The sequence below is a fragment of the Streptomyces flaveolus genome, assembly GCF_000716535.1.
Lineage (GTDB): Bacteria > Actinomycetota > Actinomycetes > Streptomycetales > Streptomycetaceae > Streptomyces > Streptomyces flaveolus_A.
On the sequence record NZ_JNWV01000021.1, the window covers coordinates 1 to 20,534 of the forward strand.

Genomic DNA, 20,534 nt, shown 5'->3' on the forward strand with positions numbered 1-20,534 from the left:
TTGAACTCCGGCGGATAGTGCTTCATGACCACGGGACATCCGTTCTCCTGGACTCAAGATCCAAGTCTCTCGGGTGTCCAGGATCCGGGGTCAAGCCCCCTGCGGCATCTTCACACGGCTGGTCGTGAACGGTCCACGAGCCGGCCAGGTCTGGCAGATCGATCCCGACTGGGGTGGCTTCGTCCCGGTGAGCCCCGGCTTTCGCACCTGGTTCACGGGCTGGTTGGCAAGTCGCTGAACCCGCGTTACGCGACCGGGCCAACCCGCAGCCGATCTTCGACGCAGACCACCTCACGGGTGAGTGACCCAAGCCGCCCAATCATGGTGGGCGGCACCGTGCACAGCAGGTGGGTGGTGAGCAGTCGCTGTCTCGTCTGGACGCGCTGCGTTCCGCCTGGTGCGTTGTCGGGTAGCAGGCCGTCCGGCAGCTTGGGCTCATCGACCGCTGGATCGCCGTTGGAGGAACGGTGGGAGGTGGAGCGACGCCAGGGAGCACAGATCGGCCAGCCTCGCCGGGCTGACTGATCCAGCCACACCCGCCAGCGCCGGAGCGCAGCACTACCCACACGTCAGTCTCAGTCGCTCCGCGCAGGACCGATCCCCGTAACCGCCTGGCTGGAGGAGTAGCGCAAGGCCGGTGCTCATATGCGAAAGGGCGGCTGCGCCCGGTTCGAGACCACGCTGTGCGCGCCGGGCCAGAACTGGCGCAGACACCCATTCTGGAGCGGGAACCACGCCCGTTGCCTGCGCTAGGTCACCTGGCTCTGTCGAGCACTGGGCACGCCTCTTGGGGAGGGGTTGCGGGGCGTTACTTCGATGTCGATTGGGCCCCGATCAGGCAGGCCCCGCTGGAGGCGTTCCTCCCGCACTCCTCGACAGCCTGAACGCCGCCTTCCTGACCACACTCATCGACCCGTTCACGAGGCAGATGCCGACTTCTGTGACGTGACTACCGCCTCACGCTGAACTGATGACGTCATGCCACCGAGCTGCACCGCAGTAGCGGGTGCGGTTGCCCGAGGCGTTCACGGATTCTGGGCCGCCCTCGACCTCCTCGGCCGCACCCGTGCGCCGACCCGCTACCCGCCGGTATCCGCGTGGCGGGCCTGCGTCGGCTCGGTCACCGCAGCCTCACGGAACCCGGCGCCCCGCGGGGACACTGGAAGCATCCAGGCCTCCCTTGGCTCTACGGAGAGTGAAACCGCCCCAGCCGTTCCTGCTTACAGCGGCTAACACAATGAGGTGGATCGGCCCGGAGGGCCGTGCTGACGTGAAAGTTGCGTCTTCGGCTTGGTGTGGAGAGTTCGCCGTGAATTGTGTCGGATGAGCTGTGGGACCGCCTGGAACCGCTGCTGCCGCAGCGTGAGCGGCGCTTCAGGTACCCGGGCCGCAAGCCGCTGCCGGACCGGGATGTGCTATGCGGGATCCTCTACGTACTGCATGACAACGCTTCGCGAAAAGTGGCCCTCTGGCAGTCTCCGAAAATCGACCCCCTGATCGTGTGACGCTCTGGTCGGGCCCGTGAGCGTTGATCGTCAGCGGCGAATGCCAGAATCCGTGGCATGCCAGACGCCGACTACTTCTGTGCCGCCGATGATGAGTCCGCCGTTGCGGTGATCGAGGCTGGCGGGCCGGTCCGTGCAGGGCTGGACGTAATCTTCCTCAAGGACATCGACCCGGTCGATGCCATCGCCCAGGTCGAAGCAGTGATGACCGGCTGCAGTTATGAAGAGGCAAGCCAGCGCCCGAGGGTGGGACAGCTGCTGTCCTCTGAGGACGTCGACAGCCCGTTCGTGCTGACCGTGTCGGACACGTTGTGCGATGTCCTGGTCTCCGCCTCAGAGGACGACCTTGTGGCCGCAGCCGCGGCTTGGTCCTCGGCCGGTGGGGTCGTCGGACTCGATGCGTCGACGGCAGCTGTGGTCGTGGAGGCCCTGGCTGGCCTGGCCAGGCGGGCTCGCGCTGCGGGCCTGCGTCTTTATTGCTGGTGGACGCTGTGACGGCTCACTCCCGTCCGGCCCGGTCCTCGGCCAGCGGCTCGCGTCGGGCCCGGGTCCGGTGGGAGTCGCCGGTGAGCGTGAGGACCTCGGCGTGGTGGACCAGGCGGTCGATCATCGCGGCCGCGACGACGTCGTCCGAGAAGGTCTCTCCCCAGCGCCCGAAGGGCAGGTTCGAGGTCACCATCACGGAGCCCTGCTCGCAGCGCGAGGCTATGAGCTGGAAGACCAGGTTCGCGGCGTCCTGGTCGAACGGGATGTAGTCCACATGTGGACCGGGTCGGATCACGGCTCACTTGCTCCAACTGGGCGTGGACGCGTTCGGGATCGACCTATCGCCCGGGACGATCGAGATAGCCCGGCGTGACCACCCCCGTCTGCGGTTCGAACTCGGCTCCATGACGGACCTCAACTTCAGCAATGGCTCGATGGCCGGCCTGGTCGCCTGGTACTAGTGCCGCATCAGAAAACGTTCGCCTCGGCGGCTGGGCAGGTGGTGCAGGTGCCCCGTGCCGTGTTGTCGGAGGCGGATGCAAGACTCTCGCCATGACGGACACGCTCGGCGCGGGCATCGCGCTCATCTCCATCGTCGGCCATGAATTCAGGCAGGTGGACGCGGTGGATGAGACGCTGACCGACGCGTTCGCCTATGCCGGCCCCATGCGTGATCAGATCACTGAGGAAGGGATTTGCCGCACCCTGGTACTCCAGATCAGCGAACTCACGCACGAGCGGGCCGCGCAAAGCGCACTTCCTGCAGTCTCGTTCGACATCAGCGGCCTGGGTCCGAGCCAGGCACGGGTGCGAGTTATCGCGGCTGCTCCGGACGACCTGCGTGCCGTGACGGCCGTCATCTCGGCAGGACACTCGCTGGTCGGGGAGCCTGCCCAGGGCAAGGACGGCAGTGCGGTACTGGTCGTCTCTGTGGGCTGACTACAGCCGCAGGTGCCCCACGGTCTCAGGCGACGTTGGTTCTGGACACGACTCGGCGTAGGCGCTCGTCGGTGGCGTGCTGGTTCCGCCAGATGATGTAGCGGCGGATCATGCTGCCCTGGGCCTTGTGAGTGGGGTGGTCGGTGCCGTCGAGGGCGAAGTAGCGCAGAGCGGTGAACTGGGCCTCGATGCGGTTGAGCCAGGAGCTGTTGGTCGGGGTGTAGGCAATTTCGACGTTGTTGGACTCGGCCCAGTCGGCGACGCGGCGGCAGCGCTTGGTGGTCAAGTGTGGGGAGTAGTTGTCGCAGATGATCGCGATGCGCTTGCCGGCGGGGTGGAGGGAGCGCAGATAGCGGCAGAACTCCAGGAACGTGGAGCGGTTCTTGGTCTTCTTGATGTGGCCGTATAGCTGGTCCTTGCCCAGGTCGTAGGCGGCGAACAGATGCCTGACCCCGTGGGGGCGGGTGTAGGTCGCGCGGCGGCGCGGCCGTGGTCCGCGGCTGGGATCCTTGTGCTTGCCGCCGCGTTCGGCCCACTGGCGGCCGGGGTGGGGCTGGAGGTTGAGCGGCCCGAACTCGTCCAGGCAGAAAAAAACCTCGGGTTCGCCCGGCTCGGGCAGGACCTCGCCGTCAGCGATGGCGTAGAGGTGCTCGACGCGGGCTTTCTTGACCGCGTAATCAGGATCCTTCGACGTCTTCCAGGTCTTCAGGCGTTGAAAGGTGACGCCTTCCTCGCGGAGCAGGATGCGCAAGCCCTCGTGGCTGATGTCGTCGACCACCCCCTCGGCGACCAGGAAGTCGGCCAGCTTGACCAGGCTCCAGGTGGAGAACGGCAGGCCGTGCTCGGCTGGCCTGGACTTGGCGATCTTCTTGATCTCGTGCCGCTCGGGCAGGCTGAACGTCTTGGGCCGACCGCCCTTGTACTTCGGGTAGAGCGAAGTGAAGCCGTCAGCGTTGAAGTTGTGGATCACATCCCGGACCCGGTCGGGGCTGGTGAACGTCACCTCGGCGATCTTGGCTACGTCCATGCCCTGGGCCGATAACAGCACCATCTGAGCCCGGCGCCAGGTCACCACCGATCCGGTACCTCGGCGGACGATCCGGAGCAGTCGCTGCCCCTCGTCGTCATCGATCTCGCGGACCCGCACACGCTCAGCCACCTGCCCAGCATGACGCACAACGCGCAGCGCGGATCACCATCCGGACGGCGCGTCATAACAGGGCGAACGTTGCTTGATGCAGCACTAGCTGATCCACATCCCCAACACGCAGATCGGCACGGTCTTCAAGCACTTCCATCGAGTGCTGCAGCCAGGTGGACGGCTGCTCCTCAGCTTCCATGTCGGGGACACGTCGAAGGTGAAGACGGAGGGCTGTGGCGGCCACCCGATGAAGGTCCACGTCCATCGTCGCCAGCACAGCCGGATGATGGGCTGGCTCAACGAGGCTGGCTTCACCGTCGACGAACACAGGGCACTCACCTCGGCCGAGAGCACCCTTGCGGGGATCCTCCTCGCACGCCGTCAGCCAGACCTCTAGTAAGGTCCCTCACCCGGTCAGCCGCCGGTAGCAGACGAGGGTGGCGGCGATGCCTGCGAAGGCGAGGAAGTGTTCCGCCTTGCGCTCGTAGCGCCGGTGCAGACGGCGGCATCCTGCAAGCCAGGCCACCGCGCACATGCCCTGGCGCCCTGCCCGTCGTGCCGTTACCCCGGCGGGCCAGCTCGGCCACGTCGTCCTTGATGGCGGGGAACTCCTCGGTGTGGAGCAGCCCGGCCCGGTCGAGGTACTCGCGGATCCTGTCCACGATGGTGGCGAGCGGGTACTCGTCGTCGTCCACGGTGCCGTCCGTATCGGGGCTCAGGCGGGCAGGCCGGGCAGGACCTGGCCGTCGGTGGTCTGGGTGCGGGCGGTCAGGGCGTGGCCGTCGCAGACCACGTAGCGGTCGCCGTTGCCGGCCTGCACGGTTTGGGTGACGAGCTCGGTGCAGGCCGCGTCCAGCCGGTCGTACGGCCAGACGTCGAAGCAGACGGGGTCGGTGCACCAGCAGCCGAATGGTCGATGCACTCCCACTCCTCGAGCTCCGCCGGGCCGCGGAGGTCGCCGGCCAGGTCCTCGTGCCGGGACGCCGGCCGGGCGTCGAACCGGGCGTCCTCGAGGGCCGGATCGACCGGCTCTCGGGGCGCGGCAACCCACTGGGCGAGCGGACGGCGCGCAGTGCGCGATGCGGCCAAGGGCGTGGTCATCATCGGCCTCATATTCGTGGGGTGCATTCGTAGTGGGCCGCCGCCAGAGCGCTGTACGACGCTCCACCGAACTGTGCCGAAGCACGAAGTCCGTCACCCAGGTCGGTGTCGAAGCACGGCAGTTGTCACCAACTCGGCGCGCTACTTGTCACCGCGCCCGGGACAGCACGCCTGTTGTCAGTCAAGGTCCGGCCAAGTGTGAGGTTCCGCTACCTCATCGCGAGGGACAGCACTCACAGGCGTGCCCACCCCGTACGTTCCAACGCCTGGCGGGCGGCGAGATAACCCGCGATCTTGAACGCCAGTTCATGAGAGCCGAACGTATCGGCGCGGGCGCGCCACAGCACCACCCGGGTGGCGATCACGAGTCCGTGCGCGGGCAAGCTCAACTGCTCTTCGATCCCCGCAGCGGCAGCCTCGAAGAAGCGTGACAGGGCCTCGGCCGGTTCGTAGTCCACCGTGAGCCCTTGAGCCACCTCGAAGACGAAGCCCTCAGCTGCGGGCTCGAAATCCACCTCGATCTCCGCGAAATGCGGCGCGCAGTTCTGCTTCTGATGCACTACCCGTACGCCACGGATCGGATGCGGCGGGAACCGGGGCGGCACTGACGTCATGCCGGAACGCTACCCCTGCCTAGTAACTTCGCTCCGCTTCCACCGTCGGCCAACGAAACGCGACACCAGCCATAAACGGATGCCTGGATCTTTCGCTGTTCAGCGGCTCTGACCAGTGCCTGTCCGGAATGATGTCTGGTTATGGGGCGGCAAGCGGCTGATATGGACGAATTAGCTGAACACTGGACAAAGCTAGTCGGGGACAGGCGGTGACGGCGGGGGGCCGGGGCGGCCCTGCTGATCCACCTTGCCCAGGACACCACCCTCGACGGCTCCGACCGCGTCAAGGCGGCTGAGGCCTTGGCAGAGCTGAACGGACACATGGAGGCGGCCGCCCGCCTGCTCACAAACCTCGCCAACGACGCCGCCCTGTCCAGCTGGGATCGCCGCTGGGCCGCGGAGACCCTGGGTAGGACCGAGGGACACGCGGAAGACGCCGCCCACCTGCTTACCACCCTTGCCAACGACAGATCGTTGCGTGGCTACGACCGGGTGTCGGCTGCGCAGGCCCTGGCCGACCTCGGCGGCGAGCGCGCCGCCCGCCTACTGGCGGGATTCGCCGGCGACACCACCCTCCGCAGTGATGACCGTGTGCGGGCCGCGCAGGCCATGGGCAAGGTTGACGGGTATGCGGAGGACGCCGCTCGCCTGCTCACCACCTTCGCTCGCCTGCTCACCACCTTCGCCAACGACACCACATCCCCTGTCGTCGCCCCTCGGTCCGCCGCCGAGGCTCTGGGAGGGTTGGACGGGCATGCGGACGAAGCCGCCCACCTGCTCACCACCCTCGCCAACGACACCACCATGTCCGGCTGGGATCGCCAGGGGCCCGCGGAGACCCTGGGTAGGGTCGACGGGCATGCGGACGAAGCCGCCCGCCTGCTCACCAGCCTCGCCAACGACACCACCCTCGACAGCCACGAGCGCGAGCGGGCCGCGCGGGCTGTCGCCGGCCTCCGCATCCAACGCGGCGCTGGTGCGTGAGGCAGTGCTGTCCGACGTCATGGCGTCCCAGGTGACCGCGCTGGTGTGGACCTTCGTCGACGCGACTCTCGCTGCACTTGGTCGGCTGTCCTTCTCCCGGTCCGGCCGCAAGTGCAGGGTTACCGGCGTACGGCGGCGTCTTTGAACACGACATCGTGTGCAGAAACATTCGTCCCCCGCGGATACGCGAGCGAACCCCGGACCACGTCGGTCCTGGGCTCACGGCTGTTCGGGGCGCGGCTGCTACAGGTCGAACTCGAGGTGCTCGATGTCCGTGAAGCGGACTTGCTCCGGCCGGCCGGCGCGGCGGCCGTTGTCCTGGAACTAGACCTCCTTGAGCCTTTCGGCGGCGATCTCCCGCAGCTGCTGCTCGGTGGCGCCCTGCTCCTGGGCCTCGAAGAGGCGGGCGGCGTAGTGGGGCGGCAGGGCGACGGTCAGGTGCCGGAGGCAGTCCTCGTCGGTGGAGCCGAGGTGCCGCAGGGTGCACTCGGCATTCGTCATGGGCCGCGCCCAGTCGTATGCCTCCTCGAAGAGCTTCTCCGCCGGGCCGCGGACGTGGAAGCGCGGTAGGTCCTTGAGGAGCGGGTGTCCGTCGGGGGCCTCGCACGGGGCGCAGTCCACCGGGTCCTTGCCCAGCGAGCCGGGGTTGTGCTCGGGGTGCCGGCGGCCTTCCGCGTCCGGCTCAAAGGCGCGGGTCGGCGGGTGCAGGGCGGTCATCAGCTCCAGGCCGGTGACGGCGGTGGAGCCGCGCGGCGTCGTCACCGGGACGCATAGGTGCCCAGGAGCCGGGCGAGGTCCGCCGGCGGAAGCTGCGCGGTGTGGCCCGAGTGGCGGGAGTCGAGCGCGTGCCAGGACGGCATGCACAGCTGCACGCAGGTGTGCTCGGAACCCTTGGCCGGGCGGTAGATCCGCGCCCAAGGGCCGAAGCCGCGCTTCGTCAGCTGCCACTCCGCGCGCGTCAGCTGCTTGATGACCTTGTGGTTCTCCGGGAGCCGCCCGGCGAGCCGTTCCTCATCGGTGAGGGTGGGGGGAGGCCGTAGCGCTCCAGCGCGGACTGGGTGAGCACGAGGAGCGGGTCGGCGTCCATGCCGGGCCCGGCGAGCTTCGGCTGACCGAGCTCGGCTTCGCGCAGCGTCCAGTCCACCAGGCCGGGATGCTCTTGGCGGGCACGTCCAGGACGAGGCCGCCGGTGCAGTGCGCCAGCACCTGTCCGTCGGTGTCGACGTCGACGACCGCGAGCGGCCCGTTCTCGTAACGGGGGTCGGTGCCACCCGCCGGGGTTCCGGCCGGGGCCGCCTTCCGCGCGCCAGGTCGGCGCGACGTCGACGTGCTCTTGGTGGTGCGCGTCGGGCGGGGCGGCCCACGGTTCCCGGAGCGTCCCCCGGGCGAGGACATCCCGCCCGTGCTGTGCGAGGACCTTCTCCCCCACTGGTGCGACGACTGGGTGACCGACGTCCGGGAACACTTCCCACCAGCTGCGACTGCACGCCTTGGAGGCCATCGGCCGGCACCACCGGCACCACGGCCGGCTGTGCATGGCGCTCACGTACGCCATGACCGCGGCCGAGGCCGAGCCGCTGCGGGAGAGCGCCCACCGGGACATCACCGCCGTCCACCTCGCCGAGGGCAACGCCACCGAGGCACTGCGGCACTTCGCGTCGTACCGGCACCGGCCGCGCAGGGAACTGGGTCTGGCGCCCTCCACGGAGTACCGCCGCCTGCTCGCCCCCTACCTGAGCCACCCTTCCGACACGCGGTGACGAGCGGCGACCGGCAGCAGGGTAGGGACCCCGGCTCCGCAAGCGCGGCGGGCGCCTGGACGTCGACGGCGGTCCGGCCGACGGCGGACTCGGCGGACACCGGGCCGTGCCGGGACGGTCCGCACACGTCACACGCCCGTCCCCACCTGCGGCCGGCCCCACGGGGTAGGCGGGGGTGGTGACACCTCCTACCACTCCTTCCACGCCTTCCACCGCTGAGACGGACAGCTCGCCGCAGGGCGGGGCACCCGCGCTCAAGAAGGCGCTGACGACCCCGCTGCTGTACTTCTTCATCCTCGGCGACGTGCTGGGCGCCGGTGTCTACGTCCTCGTCGGCCAGATCGCAGCGGAGTCGGGCGGCGCTGTGTGGCTGCCCCTGCTCCTGGCCCTGCTGCTGTCGCTTCTGACGGCCGCCTCGTACGCCGAACTCGCCACGAAGTACCCGAGGGCGGGCGGCGCCTCCCACTATGCGACCCTCGCCTACGGGCCGTTCACCGGCTTCCTCGCCGGGTTCTGCATGCTCGCCGCGGGCATCGTCTCCGTCGCCGCGCTGGCGCGGGGTTTCGCCGGCGACTACCTGGCCGTCTTCGTCAGCCTTCCGGTCGTGCTGGTGGCGGCCGTCTTCCTGTGTGCCCTGGCGCTGCTGAACGCCCGTGGCATCAGCGAGTCCACCCGCGCCAACGTGGCGGCGACGGTCGTCGAGGTCGGTGGTCTCCTGCTCGTCGTCGGGCTCGGGGCCTGGCTGTTCCTGCGCGGCGACGGCGACCCCGGCAGGCTCGTCCACCTCGGCACCGCGCACACGGGAGCCGCCGCCGGTGTGCTGGGCGCAACGGTGCTCGCGTACTACTCCTTCGTCGGCTTCGAGACCTCCGTCAACGTCGCCGAGGAGACCCGCGACCCGCGCCGCTCCTACCCGCGAGCCCTCTTCGGCGCCCTGGTGACGGCGGGAGCCGTGTACGTCCTGGTCGGTGCCGTCGCCTCGGCCGCCGTCCCCACCGCGACGCTGGCCCGCTCCAGCGGTCCGCTGCTGGAAGTGGTGAAGGAGGCGGGCGGGGTACCGCCGGAGGTGTTCGGCGCCATCGCCCTCGTCGCCGTGGCCAACGGCGCGCTGCTCACCGGCATCATGAGTTCCCGCCTGGCCTACGGCATGGCGCGGGACGGGCTCCTCCCCCGCTTCCTGACCCGGGTGCTCCCGGGCCGCCGTACGCCGTGGGCCTCCATCGCGGCCACGACCGTGCTGTCCTTCCTGCTGGCGCTCACCGGTGACGTGGCCAGCCTCGCCTCCACCCTCGTGCTGCTGCTCCTCGTGGTGTTCTTCATCGTCAACACCGCAGTGCTCGTCCAACGGCGCGACCGCTCCGATCACCCGCACTTCCGGGCCTACACTGTCGTCCCCGTCCTGGGGGCGGCCTCCTGCCTGGCGCTCGCCACGCAGATCGAGGCCGATGTCTGGGCGCGCGGGCTGGCCGTCATCGCGGTCGGTGTGATCCTGGGGGCGGTCGCCGCCCGGCACCGCCGCCGGGCCTCCTCCTGAGCGACGCCGGGGCCTCCGGCCCACGCGGCCGGCCCTCACAGCGCCAGTGCCGGACGGCGACACGGCAGCTCAAGCCGCCTGGCCGCGTCACGGCCACGGAGCCAGCACAGCGAGGCCCGCTCGGTGAGGATCGATGTCGGTGGGCATCAGCCGTCACTCCTCGCGGTTCTCAGGCGCCTGTCCCGGGTCTCCTCTCCCGTCACGGGGGCGGTGAGGTGTTCCAGCACGTTCGTCAGGCGCAGCAGGCGCTTCAGGGCGTCGGGCCGGTGGTCCAGGTGCAGCGTGGCGCCGACGGCCTCGGTACGGCGACGGACCATCCAGCGCGGTCAGGCCCGAGGAGTCGATCCACGTCAGATCGCGGAAGTCGAGACGTACGTCGCTCAGCCCGGCCTCGTCGGTTGTCAGGTGGCGGACGAGCATGTCGGTCAGGCCGTCGCTCGTGTCGTAGTCGAGTTCGCCGCCCACCCGCACGGTCAGCGTGCCGGCCGCGCGGAGGACGGTGAGGGTGAATTCGGTGGGGTGCGGGTCGGTCATGCCTGGACGGGGGGCCGGGGACGGGACGTGGGGTGCGGTCGAGCACCGCGGCACCGCCTCGTGCGGCAGGCGCGGGACGCGGCGGAACTCCTGGGGCTGCTGGGGCGTGCCTGGCTTCGAGAGCGTCGGCGGTCCGGGTCGGGAACGCGGTGTGTTCCTGGTCCGCCAGGTGGGGCAGGTCGTCCGCCACCTGGCGGGTCGCCGCCGGGCCGGGCCGGCCTAGGTCTGCTTCCGGCACGGCGTCCGCGCCGACGGCATGGGCGGCCGGCAGGTGGGTGGGGGGCGACCCGGGCAGCAGGACGGCGTGGGGGTCGGTGCGATGCGGGTGGGCGACCAGATGGAGTTGTGGGGGTTCGGGCGCAGGGGTGGTCGAGCCGCCGGCCGCGCGGGCGGAGCACCTCGGCGACGAGCCGGGCGGGGACGGCGTGCCATGCGCCGTCGACGCAGCCGGCCGTGACCCGGCCGTGAGAGGGGGCGCGGCGTTCCGGCGCCGGCCGACGGTGGGTGAGGGTGGCGACCGGCCGTCCGTCGGTGGCGGTCGCGCCACAGCGTCGGCCGCTGTCTCGTGGGGTATGTCGACGGCCGCGTGCGCGTCGCCGTCGGCCGCTGCCTCCCACAGCCGGTCCGGCGGGTCGGCCGTCACGGTGGGGTACCTCACGTGCTGCTCCTGTTCCTCGCTCGGGACCGCCCGTTGAGGACGGTCAGGGGGCCGGTCCGGGGGACGCTGATGGCGACGGCGGCCATGTCGTCGTGGCGGCCGGCACCCAGCCACTGGGCCGCGAGCATCTGCACCCGTTCGACGACCGCTACGGCCGGGAGGCCCACGCACTCCGACAGGGCTCGGCGCAGGCGGTGCTCGCCGAAGAACTCGTCGCCGAGCGGGCCGCCCCGCGCTTCGGTGATGCCGTCGGTGTAGAGCAGGCAGGTTTCCCCCGGCGCGAGCACCGTCTCGACCGTGTGCGCCGTGACGGCGGGCAGTGCACCGACGAGGGTCCCCCTGGTGTGTACTTCTTCCACCGTCCCGTCGGCGCGGAGGATCAGCGGCGGCAGGTGTCCAGCGCTGGTCAGCCGGAGCCGTGCCCGGCTGCCCCGGCGGCGGACGGAGGCGAGGACCAGCGTGGCGAAGCGTGTTTGACGGGATGTGAGAAGCGCGCCGCTGAGCAGGTCGAGGACCCGCTGATGGTCGTCGGTCAACGGCAGCAGCGCGTGCAGTGTGTTGCGGATCTTGCCGGTGAGCACCGCCGCGTCCAGGCCCTTGCCCGCGACGTCGCCGAGGACGACGAGGGTGTCCTGGGAGGGGTCGGAGCCGGGGTGAACGTCGTAGAAGTCCCCGCCGACCCGTTCGTGGTCCTTGGCCGCGCGGTAACCGCCGGCGTACTCCACGCCGTTCACGCTGCTCAGCGGCGGGGGCAGCAACTCGCGCATCAGCTTGGCAGTGACGGTGGCCTGCTCGCTATAGAGGCGGGCGGCGGAGAGGGCGGCGCCGGCGCGCGCGGCGAAGAGCCGGGCGAAGACCTCCTCTCCTTCCGTGAAGGACTGCTCGGTGCTGGCCCGCATCAGGATCAGGGCTCCGGCCGGTACGCCGTGGCCGGGGAGCGGAGCGACGATCACGGATCCGACCGGACCGGCGAAACCGTCCGGGGTGACCCAGTCGGGGAGATCGGCGGGGTTTATCCAGCGGGCCGGTACCGGCGGGAAGCCCTGCAGGGCCTCGGTCAGGCCCGGGACGCCGGAAACGTCAACCAGTTGCGTAACTTGGGTGGCCGGCCCGCCCCTGGTGGCGTAGGTCAGCGGGTGGCGCCGCCCTTTGGGCGGGGCGACGAGGACCGCGGCGTCGGCGAGGTGTTCCGCGGCCATGGCGGCGGTCACCTCTATGCAGCGCGGCACGTTCAGCGTGGACAGCAGCGTGCTGGATGCCTCCGAGAAGATCTCGGTGCGTGTCTGCGCGTCGGTCAGCGCGGCCTGGGCCAGGCGGCGGTCGGTCTCGTCGACCAGCCACCACACGATGTCGCCGTCGTCGGTCGCCGTCGGGTGCGCCTCGTAGTGGCGCTCCTTGATGGGCCCGTTCAGCGGCTCGGCGCGCGTGCCGTGCTGTCCCTCACCGATGCGCTGGTGGGCGTCGGTGAGCCAGGACGGGACGTGCTCGTGCAGCCAGTCGCCGCGGACGGCAGCGGGGAGGAGTTTCCGGGCGGCGCCGTTGATGTCCACGAGGCCGCCGTGCCGGTCGACGATGAGAACGGGACAGGGGGCGTCAGTCCAGGCCGCGCCGACCGTGTGGCCAGCATCGGGGGAACGGGCGGAGGTACCGGGGGAAGAAGACACGAGCGGAGGCACGCACGTGCGTACCTCACTACCTTCCTGCCATGGGGAGACAGATGTCGTACGGCAACGGTCCCGCACCCGCACCCGCCGTCGCAACCCGTCCCGGAAAGTCGCACCGGACCTTTGCATCCGTTTCGCCCGGATCCTGTGACCGAGTCACGGGCATGTCATCGACGTTCCGGGGAAGGGGAGCCGCAGTCGTGGCCGGGGGAATGACGCAGCGTCGGGGGTGAGAGCATCCGCCTCAGGGAAGACAGTGGCGGTCGTGCGGCCGGACGGGAGTCGGTGCCACCCCGGACGCCGGTGGCCGGGCGGGACTGCGACGTCGCCGGCCGGGCTGTCGCGGGGGCTGACGAGACGGCCTGGATCCTGCTTCCGGTGCTGCTGACCCGCCCGGTCGTCGGCCGCGCGTCGCGGGCCGTCCCGGTCGCCTCCCGCGTCCGGGGGCGCGGCACTCTGCCGCGGACGGCCGGACAGCCGTTCCGGCACAGGGGAAGGGAGCCGGTCGTCGGATGCCGGTCACGCGGCGCCCGAAGCCGCCGCCCGAGCGGCGAGCGGGCCGCTCAGGTGCACCTGTCGGGGCGGCCGGGTGGTCCCGCGCCACGAACGCTGCTTGTCGGCAGGGCGCTCGGGTACAGCGAGAGATTATGGATGGTGCCCGCAGTACCCGGATCCTACGGAAAGTGATGTGTTCGTGACTTCTCCCGGCGGCGCCGACGATCGCGCTGAGGGCTCGGGTGACGTGCCGAGTGCCGGCGCGCGTGAGATCGCCGATGCCGTGGAGAGTCTTGCGAACCTCTGGTCGACGGCCGCCCAGGAGGCGGCTGTACGGCTCTCCCTCCACCAGCTGCGGGCGCTCAGGGCCCTGGAGACGGCGCCGGAGGTGAACCTCACCGGGCTGGCGGAACGGCTGGACATAGGGCTTCCCACCGCAAGCCGGCTGTGCGACCGGCTGGAGGCGGCCGGGATGCTGGAGCGCTCGCTGCACCCGCGCAACCGCCGTGAGGTGCAGCTGAGGCTCACGGGGCAGGGCCGCCGTGTGCTGGGAGACGTGGCCCGTCGGCGCACCCAGGCCCTGGCCGGTGTGCTGGCGCAGATGGCGCCGACGGAGCGAGCGGCGCTGGTCCGCGGCATGAAAGCTTTCTTCTCGGCCCACGGGAAGGTGCCGCCCGGGTCACCGGAGACACCGTAGGGACGGCCGTCCCGCCGCGCTCTCTCAGGATGTCCCACCGGGGCGGCCGTTCCAGTCGACGCAGACGACGGCGGCGTCGGCGAGCAGGTCCTGGTGGCCCACGTGTTCCAGGAGGCCGGCGACGACCGAGCGGGCCGTCTCATGCGGTGGTGCTCCGCGGGTCGCACTCAGGATCTGGCGCAGGACGCTCTCGCCGAACACCTCTCCGGTCGCCGAGCGGGTGCCGTGGGCGCCGGTGCTGATGGCGACCAGGCGGTCTCCCGCTTCGACCTGGAACACCTGCTCCTCGTAGAGGGTTTCCTCGAACATGCCGAGCGGCAACTGGGCCTCCAGTTCGACGCGTTCGATCCTGGTTCGGCGCAGGCGGTACAGCTGGGGGGACCCGGCGTCCACGGCACGGACCCGGCCGGTGGCGAGGTCAAAACACAGCAGGAGGGTGGAGGCGTACGCCTTGCCTCGGTACTGCGAGTAAAGGGCCTGGTCGGCGAGGGACGCCTGGTCCGCGAGGCCGATCCCGGCACGGCGGGCGTTGCGCAGCGCCCCGACGGCGAGGTTGGTGAGCAGTGAGGCGTCGATGCCCTGGCCCATGCCGTCGGTGACGGTGAGGGTGAGGTGGTCGGCGCTGGTGGACCAGTCGAAGTTGTCGCCGCCGATGGCGTAGGCCGGCTCCAGGTGGGCGCCGATGACGTACTCGTCGCGCACGCAGCCGGTGCCCGGAAGGAGCTGCCACTGCATTTCGGCGGCGAGGGTGAGACGGCGGGTCCGGCGTGCCAGGAGGTACAGGTCGGTGTCCCGGCCGGCCGTGGTGAGTTCGTGGCCCAGTGCGGTGGCGAATTCCCCGAGCCGCAGGACCGTACCCGGATCGGTGGAGGTGTCGGGAACGCGCGCGCAGAGCACGCCGAGTCGGTCACCGCGTACGGTGATGGGCAGGTGAACCAGCTCGGTGGCCGGTTCGGCGGTGATTTCGATCACCGGTTTCTGCGTGGTGAAGGCGGTACCGGGGGGACCGTCGTACGCGGAGACCGGTTCACCGGTGTGCGGGAGATCGGTGACGGGTTGCAGGACTCTCAGGCCGTAGTCGGCGAGGAGGAGCGTCACGTCCCGGGCGCCGAAGCGCTGCGCCAGCAGGCGGTCGGCGGTGGCCACCAGGGCGTGGGGCGGAGCAGCGCGCAGCTGGGCTTCCACGGACGGGACCGGTCCAGAGGTGTTCACGGCTTCTCCATCCTCTCCCCGTGTGACCTCCACGCTATCGCGTTCCGGGACGGCTTCCGGCGGGATTGGCGCAGCGGTGAGGGTCGCGGGGCCGTCAGCGGGCGGCCGGCACCGGGCGTGCCGGGACGGACCGGTCGGCCCGCTCGGTGCCGTCGCACCGCGGCCGCGGTGGGAGGAGCGTCCGGGCGGCATGCCCCCGGGCCTTGCCGGCCGGCACGTGCCGCACCCGGGAGGAGTCGTGGCCGGCAGATCCGGCGCCCGCGTCACCTGTCGCCCGTTCGGTCGGCGGGTGCGCCGGTCACCCAGGCGACGACCGTGACGACGGCGCCCTGGCCTGCCCGGCTGTCGACGGTGAGCTCGTCCACGAGCCGCCTGGCCCCGCCGAGGCCCAACCCGAGACCGCAGGCACTGCTGTAGCCGTCGGTCATCGCCAGGTCCACGTCGCCGATGCCGGGTCCGCTGTCGGTGAAGGCCAGCCGGATCCCCCGCCTCGGGCCGTCGGCGAGCGGGGTGATCTCGACGTGTCCCCCGCCGCCGTGGACCAGTGTGTTCCGGGCCAGCTCGCTGGCCGCGGTGACGAGCTTCGTCTGCTGCACCAGACCGAATCCGAATCCGGCCGCGCACTGGCGTACCCGGTGGCGGACCCACGCCAGGTCCGCGTCGGAGCCGATGGGCATGGTGGTCGTGGCGGCGGGGTCGGAGGCGGGCATCACATGCCCCCCGGAGGAACGATTCGACGGCCTCGGGAGGCCGGGAGGACGGCCCACGGGGCCGCCGGCGGGGCAGTGGGCCGTCTTCCCGGGAGGGGGGCGGTCATCGCGGTGTCGCACCGGCCGCGCGTCGGGAGACCTCGATGCCCTGCCGGGCAAGCGCGTACTCCAGGGCGTCGGCCAGCGAGCCGCGTGTGAGGACAGGACTCAGGTGGATGCCGAGGTGCACGATCGTCTGCGCGATGGCGGGGCGGATGCCGGAGACTATGCACTCGGCACCCATCAGCCGCACCGCGGCGACCGTCTGCATCAGATGGTGCGCGACCAGCGAGTCGACCGCGGGGACGCCGGTGATGTCGAGGATCGCGTGGCGGGCCCGCCGCTCCACGACGGCCTGGAGCAGCGACTCCATGACGACCTGGCTGCGGGCGCTGTCCAACGTGCCGATCAGGGGCACCGCCACGACGCCTTCCCAGAGGCTGATCACGGGGGTGGCGACCTCGAGCAGTTGCTGCCGCTGGCGGGCTATCAGCTCGTCACCGGCCAGGACCGTCGTCTCCATGATCACCAGCCGCAGCGTCCCCATCACGGCGGTGAGGGCCAGCAGAGCTTCCCGGGCCTCGCGATCGGGCAGGTCCTCACCGCGCAGCAACTCGGCGGCCGCCGCTCGCAGGCCGGCGGCCTCGTTCCCGATCTGCGTCGGGCTGACGCCCCGGCGCGCACGCGAGGCGGCCATGCGTCCTAGCTGCTCGCGTGCCGAGTCGAATCCGGAAGCCGCGACGTTCTCCAGCCGGCCGCTCGACGCGACCTCGCGCAGAGCGTCCACCACGACCTTGCACGCCCCCACGGCCTCGTCGCGGGACACGGTGAACACGGTGCGGAAAAGGGGCACGTCCGCCCACCGCTGGGCTATCTGCTCGCGGCGGCGTTCCAGGAAGTTCCCCAGTTCCCGCGCCGCCGGCCCTTCCACGGCCTGCTCCGGCACCTGCATCGTCTCCCTCCGCGACGGGCCACTGGGCCGACGCCGCCGGGCACAACAGCGGCAATTATTGTCTCATGACAAGCATGGGCGCTGCGGGCGCGGTGAAACGACACAGCATCGACACATCCGCCGCGCGTGGACGCGACCGCCCTGGCGCTCTATCAGCGTCCGTGCCAGTCGAGGCACACCACCAGGGCGTCGTCGTCCGGGACGGAGCGGCCCCGGTGGCCGGTCAGCTCGCGCAGGATGGCGCGCGGCACCTCGGCGGCCGGCAGGAGACGGGTGGAGGTGATCGCCCGAGCCAGTGCAGCGTCCCCGTACGCCTCCCCCTTGGGCGCGGCCACCGCGTGCACCCCGTCGCTGACGAAGACGAGACGGTCCCCCGGCTCGACCCGGAAGTCCTGCGCCACGTAGTCGGTCTCCTCGAACATCCCGAGCGGCAGCTGCGCCTCGAAGGCGACGCGCTCGACCGATCCGTCACGCAGCCGCAGCAACTGCGGTGAGCCGGCGTCCACGACCTTCGCCCGGCCCGTCGCCAGCTCGAAGTCGAACATGAGCACGGAGAGGTAGCAGCGCCCCTGGTAATGGGCGTACACCGCCTGATCGGCCAGGGCGGCCTGGTCGTCGATGGGGATACCGGCCCGCCGGGCGTTGCGCAGCGCGTTGATGGCCAGGTTGGTCAGTAGGGAGGCCTCTATGCCCTCCCCCATGCCGTTGGTGACGTAGAGCATGAGGTGGTCCGCGGTGGCGGACCAGTCGAAGTTGTCACCGTGGATGGCGTACGCCGGCTCCAGCTGCGCTCCCAGTTCGTACTCGGGGCGGGAACAGGCGCGACCGGGCAGCAGTTGCCACTGCATCTCAGCGGCCAGGGTCAGCCGGTCCTTGCGCCTGGCCTGCAGATACACGTCCGTGTCCCGTTCGGCGACCACGATCTCGTGTCCGAGCACCTCGGCGATGTCCGCGAGCTCGTCCAGACGGCCGGGCTCAGCGTCCCCGTCCGGCAGGGTGACCGAGAGCACGCCCAGCCGGTCCCCTCGCACGGTGACCGGCAGATGCACGCGTGCGGAGCCCTCGGGGAGCACCTCCACGTACGGCTCCTGGGCACCGAACGCACGGCCGGCGGCGCTGCCGTACACCGACACCGGCTCCGCCGCGTGGGGCGCCACCGACACCGGCTGCAGGACGGTGAGCCCGTAGTCGGCCAGGTACAACTCGACGGAGCGCGCGGCGTACTCCTTGGCCAGGACACCGCGCACAGCAACGAACAACTCGTGCGGAGCCGCCGTGCGCAGGGCGCGCTCGGCGGTCACAAATCTGTTCACGACGGTAAAAACACCTATCTTTCGACGGGCACGGGCCCGGCTCGGGTGACGAGGCCACCCGGGGTCCGATCGCGCCGTTCGTCCGAACCATCTCTTGCCGCTCCCGGCACCTAGTACGCTGGCGGCCGTCCCAGTGCCTGCGAGAGTGTGACGGTGACTGTCTTCCGCCCCCGCCCAGAGCCCGCCGAAGTCGCACGCGTGACCTTGACGGCCGTGGAGTTGCTGGAAGTCCTCTGGGGGCGGGCCTCGACCGCGCCCGCCTCTCCGTCCCAGATGCGCGTCCTGCTGATGCTCGAACACCAGGACGGCATCAACCTGCGCAGCCTCGCCGATGCCCTCGCCTCCACTCCTCCGTCCACCAGCCGGCTGTGCGACCGCCTGGTGGCCGCCGGCTTCGTGGAGCGAGCGGTCAGCCCGGCCGACCGGCGCGAGGTGCGGCTGCACCTCAGCAGCCGCGGTCGCGCCTTCCTCGACGACCTGCGTGCGCGCCGGGAGCGGGAACTGCACGCGGTCCTGGAGCTGATGCCCGTCGCCAAGCGGACCGCGCTCCTGGAAGGACTCGAGGCGTTCTGCAACACGGCGGCACTGCAGATACACGACACCGCGCCGGACGCCGGAGACCAGACGGCCTGAACACAGGGCCCGGCCACCGGTCGCCCCCGCGGTTCAGGGCTTGGATGGCCGGCGCACGGAGCGACGTCCGTCCACCGGAGCATTGCGGTTCCTTCCCCGTGCGTCACGACTCCGACACTTTGTTGCCTCACGGCCATAGTTGTCAAACGGCAACAGTCGGGTCCGTGAGTCTCCCGGTTCGGATACCCCGCCGTTACCGCCGCCTGCTGTGAGCAGCGTCTCGGAGTCACCCGGTAAGGGCAATCGATCACTCTGCAAGGAGCCGATGGCACGCGAGGCCCCCGCCCGCAACCGTCCGAGTCGGTGCGAACGTCCGCGCGCGGGACTCACCGTCTCACCGGGCGTCGTCGGGCGGCTGGTCGTACCGCGTGTCGTCGGGCGGCGGTTCGAAGTGCACGCGGATCTTCTGGAAGCCCTTGAACGCCTCGGTCGCCGCGTACGACCGGTAGGCACGGCGGTCCGCCGGGCTCAGGTGCACCCGGTCCGTGAACGGGGTCAGCAGACTGCGCGGCCACAGCCGCATGATCTGCACGGCTCCCACCTCGGCGGCCGTGACGAAGATCAGCGCCCCGGCATAAAGCCAGGCGAGCAGCCCCAGCACGATGCCGAACAGGCCGTAGGTGGCCGTGGCGCCGCGCAGGACGTGGCTCACGTAGTAGGAGCCCACCCACTGCAGTGCCTGCCAGGCGACGGCGGCGCCCAGCGCCACCCCGAGGAGCCGGCGCAGTGGCAGTGGCCGGTGCGTCAGCAGCCGGTAGCTCAACAGCAGCAGCATGGTGCTGAGACACACGGAACCGGCCGTGGCGGCGATCCAGGTCGCACCCCGCAACCGTGCGCCGAGGACGCCCGTCGCCGAGCCCGCCACGGACAGCAGGGTGAAGGCACACAGTCCGAGTGCCAGGAGCAGCAGGAAGACCAGGCCCTTCAGGCGTGACCGCAGCGGATCGGGGCGCGCGTGCCTCGGCACGGCCCAGATCTTGTTGAGCGCGTACTGCGCGGCCTGGGCGACGCCGAGTGAACCGTAGAGGCTGCCGACGATGCCGACGGCCAGGGCCACGCCGTTGCCGTGGAAGGAGCGGATGTTCTCCCCGATCTGGTCACCGATGACCGGGAACTCGCTCAGGGCGGAGTCCAGGACCCGTTGCCGCAGATGCGGGTCGTCACTGAGGAAGGTGCTCAGGACGACGACGAGGATCAGCAGCAGCGGGAAGAGGGAGAGGAAACCGTAATAGGTGAGGAGGGCCGCGAGGTACAACGCCTGGTCGTCGTAGAACTTGTACATGACGGCGAGCGGCTGGCCCACCCAGCGGTGCCGTCTCTGATAGCCGTCCAGGCGTGCGAGAACTCTCATGAATCACCCCCGGTGAAGGGCGCTCGGCCGCACGGGGAGCAGGCACCGGATGGTCGGCGCCAAAGGGCGACGAATCTGCGCACCGCACGCCATCAGAAGTCTCCGCCCACACCGTTCCGAAACGGGCGGGCCGGTTCTCCATCCGTGTGGAGTGGCCGGCCGTGATCGGCAGTGCGGGCCGGCCGTGGTCCGCCGCCGCGGACGTCGGCTGC

Annotated in this window: 19 protein-coding genes and 4 pseudogenes; 9 read left to right on the forward strand and 14 right to left on the reverse strand. The window is 70.6% G+C overall.

The genetic code is table 11. The annotated features are described in order from the left end of the window. Nucleotides 1-1,313: 1,313 nt before the first annotated feature. Both OO52_RS23190 and OO52_RS46115 read left to right on the forward strand, forming a co-directional pair. A pseudogene (locus OO52_RS23190) lies at nt 1,314-1,442 on the forward strand (transposase); the annotation flags it as partial. Nucleotides 1,443-1,562: 120 nt separating this feature from the next. After that, nucleotides 1,563-2,000 (forward strand): hypothetical protein, encoded by a 438-nt coding sequence (locus OO52_RS46115; RefSeq protein WP_030646499.1) that lies wholly within the window; start codon nt 1,563-1,565, stop codon nt 1,998-2,000. Between the two features lie 4 nt (nt 2,001-2,004). On the opposite strand, the gene OO52_RS49835 is transcribed toward OO52_RS46115, so the two are convergent. Next, nucleotides 2,005-2,265: an ATP-binding protein gene (locus OO52_RS49835; RefSeq protein WP_280923203.1), complete on the reverse strand. Its 261-nt coding sequence runs from the start codon at nt 2,263-2,265 to the stop codon at nt 2,005-2,007. Between the two features lies 1 nt (nt 2,266). On the opposite strand from OO52_RS49835, the pseudogene OO52_RS49840 reads away from it, so the two are divergent. Together OO52_RS49840 and OO52_RS23205 are read left to right on the forward strand one after the other, a co-directional pair. Continuing rightward, a pseudogene (locus OO52_RS49840) lies at nt 2,267-2,449 on the forward strand (class I SAM-dependent methyltransferase); the annotation flags it as partial. Between the two features lie 94 nt (nt 2,450-2,543). Then, nucleotides 2,544-2,930, forward strand: coding sequence for a hypothetical protein (locus tag OO52_RS23205; RefSeq protein ID WP_030646495.1), 387 nt, complete (start codon nt 2,544-2,546; stop codon nt 2,928-2,930). A 25-nt stretch (nt 2,931-2,955) separates the two neighbouring features. Here OO52_RS23205 and OO52_RS23210 read toward each other — a convergent pair whose 3' ends face one another. The 5 genes and pseudogenes from OO52_RS23210 to OO52_RS23230 form a co-directional block, all read right to left on the reverse strand. After that, nucleotides 2,956-4,089 (reverse strand): IS630 family transposase, encoded by a 1,134-nt coding sequence (locus OO52_RS23210; RefSeq protein ID WP_030646493.1) that lies wholly within the window; start codon nt 4,087-4,089, stop codon nt 2,956-2,958. A 52-nt stretch (nt 4,090-4,141) separates the two neighbouring features. Continuing rightward, the gene (locus tag OO52_RS50935) at nt 4,142-4,399 is read right to left on the reverse strand and encodes a hypothetical protein (RefSeq protein ID WP_078876942.1); all 258 of its coding nucleotides are present in this window, start codon (nt 4,397-4,399) and stop codon (nt 4,142-4,144) included. 78 nt (nt 4,400-4,477) lie between these two features. Continuing rightward, nucleotides 4,478-4,597: pseudogene (locus tag OO52_RS52870) on the reverse strand (IS5/IS1182 family transposase); the annotation flags it as partial. 189 nt (nt 4,598-4,786) lie between these two features. Continuing rightward, complete coding sequence (locus tag OO52_RS52875; protein ID WP_030646488.1) at nt 4,787-4,993, reverse strand: hypothetical protein; 207 nt, start codon at nt 4,991-4,993, stop codon at nt 4,787-4,789. Nucleotides 4,994-5,405: 412 nt separating this feature from the next. Next, nucleotides 5,406-5,786, reverse strand: a complete 381-nt coding sequence (locus OO52_RS23230) for a hypothetical protein (RefSeq protein WP_030646487.1) — start codon at nt 5,784-5,786, stop codon at nt 5,406-5,408. Nucleotides 5,787-6,086: 300 nt separating this feature from the next. On the opposite strand from OO52_RS23230, the gene OO52_RS23235 reads away from it, so the two are divergent. Continuing rightward, a complete protein-coding gene (locus OO52_RS23235) occupies nt 6,087-6,770 on the forward strand; it encodes a hypothetical protein (protein WP_158712542.1) in 684 nt (227 codons plus the stop codon). A 243-nt stretch (nt 6,771-7,013) separates the two neighbouring features. On the opposite strand, the pseudogene tpg reads toward OO52_RS23235, so the two are convergent. Further along, nucleotides 7,014-7,241 (reverse strand): annotated as a pseudogene (gene tpg, locus OO52_RS47680) (telomere-protecting terminal protein Tpg); the annotation flags it as partial. A gap of 1,019 nt (nt 7,242-8,260) precedes the next feature. Between tpg and OO52_RS23245 the strand changes: the two are divergent. Together OO52_RS23245 and OO52_RS23250 are read left to right on the forward strand one after the other, a co-directional pair. After that, nucleotides 8,261-8,530, forward strand: coding sequence for a BTAD domain-containing putative transcriptional regulator (locus OO52_RS23245; protein WP_051818551.1), 270 nt, complete (start codon nt 8,261-8,263; stop codon nt 8,528-8,530). Nucleotides 8,531-8,807: 277 nt separating this feature from the next. Beyond that, the gene (locus tag OO52_RS23250; protein ID WP_234339732.1) at nt 8,808-10,064 is read left to right on the forward strand and encodes an APC family permease; all 1,257 of its coding nucleotides are present in this window, start codon (nt 8,808-8,810) and stop codon (nt 10,062-10,064) included. A 153-nt stretch (nt 10,065-10,217) separates the two neighbouring features. Here OO52_RS23250 and OO52_RS47685 read toward each other — a convergent pair whose 3' ends face one another. Next, entirely contained in the window at nt 10,218-10,598 is a 381-nt protein-coding gene (locus OO52_RS47685) for an STAS domain-containing protein (RefSeq protein WP_078876938.1), read from the reverse strand. A 654-nt stretch (nt 10,599-11,252) separates the two neighbouring features. Then, nucleotides 11,253-12,920, reverse strand: coding sequence for a PP2C family protein-serine/threonine phosphatase (locus OO52_RS23260; RefSeq protein WP_030646480.1), 1,668 nt, complete (start codon nt 12,918-12,920; stop codon nt 11,253-11,255). 694 nt (nt 12,921-13,614) lie between these two features. Between OO52_RS23260 and OO52_RS23265 the strand changes: the two genes are divergently transcribed. Then, a complete protein-coding gene (locus tag OO52_RS23265) occupies nt 13,615-14,112 on the forward strand; it encodes a MarR family winged helix-turn-helix transcriptional regulator (protein WP_030646478.1) in 498 nt (165 codons plus the stop codon). 24 nt (nt 14,113-14,136) lie between these two features. On the opposite strand, the gene OO52_RS23270 is transcribed toward OO52_RS23265, so the two are convergent. The 4 genes from OO52_RS23270 to OO52_RS23285 all read right to left on the reverse strand — a co-directional run bounded on the left by OO52_RS23270 (nt 14,137) and on the right by OO52_RS23285 (nt 18,338). After that, nucleotides 14,137-15,324, reverse strand: a complete 1,188-nt coding sequence (locus OO52_RS23270) for a PP2C family protein-serine/threonine phosphatase (RefSeq protein WP_030646476.1) — start codon at nt 15,322-15,324, stop codon at nt 14,137-14,139. Nucleotides 15,325-15,587: 263 nt separating this feature from the next. Then, nucleotides 15,588-16,034 (reverse strand): ATP-binding protein, encoded by a 447-nt coding sequence (locus tag OO52_RS23275; RefSeq protein WP_030646474.1) that lies wholly within the window; start codon nt 16,032-16,034, stop codon nt 15,588-15,590. A gap of 103 nt (nt 16,035-16,137) precedes the next feature. Then, nucleotides 16,138-17,025: an STAS domain-containing protein gene (locus OO52_RS23280; protein ID WP_030646472.1), complete on the reverse strand. Its 888-nt coding sequence runs from the start codon at nt 17,023-17,025 to the stop codon at nt 16,138-16,140. A 152-nt stretch (nt 17,026-17,177) separates the two neighbouring features. Continuing rightward, nucleotides 17,178-18,338 (reverse strand): PP2C family protein-serine/threonine phosphatase, encoded by a 1,161-nt coding sequence (locus OO52_RS23285; protein WP_030646469.1) that lies wholly within the window; start codon nt 18,336-18,338, stop codon nt 17,178-17,180. A gap of 198 nt (nt 18,339-18,536) precedes the next feature. On the opposite strand from OO52_RS23285, the gene OO52_RS23290 reads away from it, so the two are divergent. Further along, nucleotides 18,537-18,971, forward strand: a complete 435-nt coding sequence (locus tag OO52_RS23290; protein WP_030646467.1) for a MarR family winged helix-turn-helix transcriptional regulator — start codon at nt 18,537-18,539, stop codon at nt 18,969-18,971. A 334-nt stretch (nt 18,972-19,305) separates the two neighbouring features. Here OO52_RS23290 and OO52_RS23295 read toward each other — a convergent pair whose 3' ends face one another. Next, the gene (locus OO52_RS23295) at nt 19,306-20,322 is read right to left on the reverse strand and encodes a YihY/virulence factor BrkB family protein (protein ID WP_030646466.1); all 1,017 of its coding nucleotides are present in this window, start codon (nt 20,320-20,322) and stop codon (nt 19,306-19,308) included. Nucleotides 20,323-20,534 lie beyond the last annotated feature (212 nt).

What these genes read in the sequence shown, in the direction of transcription:
- OO52_RS23295 (WP_030646466.1), bottom strand. Translation starts at nt 20,322, where the DNA reads ATGAGAGTTCTCGCACGCCTGGACGGCTATCAGAGACGGCACCGCTGG.
- OO52_RS47685 (WP_078876938.1), bottom strand. Translation starts at nt 10,598, where the DNA reads ATGACCGACCCGCACCCCACCGAATTCACCCTCACCGTCCTCCGCGCG.
- OO52_RS23205 (WP_030646495.1), top strand. Translation starts at nt 2,544, where the DNA reads ATGACGGACACGCTCGGCGCGGGCATCGCGCTCATCTCCATCGTCGGC.
- OO52_RS23280 (WP_030646472.1), bottom strand. Translation starts at nt 17,025, where the DNA reads ATGCAGGTGCCGGAGCAGGCCGTGGAAGGGCCGGCGGCGCGGGAACTG.
- OO52_RS23230 (WP_030646487.1), bottom strand. Translation starts at nt 5,786, where the DNA reads ATGACGTCAGTGCCGCCCCGGTTCCCGCCGCATCCGATCCGTGGCGTA.
- OO52_RS23275 (WP_030646474.1), bottom strand. Translation starts at nt 16,034, where the DNA reads ATGCCCGCCTCCGACCCCGCCGCCACGACCACCATGCCCATCGGCTCC.
- OO52_RS46115 (WP_030646499.1), top strand. Translation starts at nt 1,563, where the DNA reads ATGCCAGACGCCGACTACTTCTGTGCCGCCGATGATGAGTCCGCCGTT.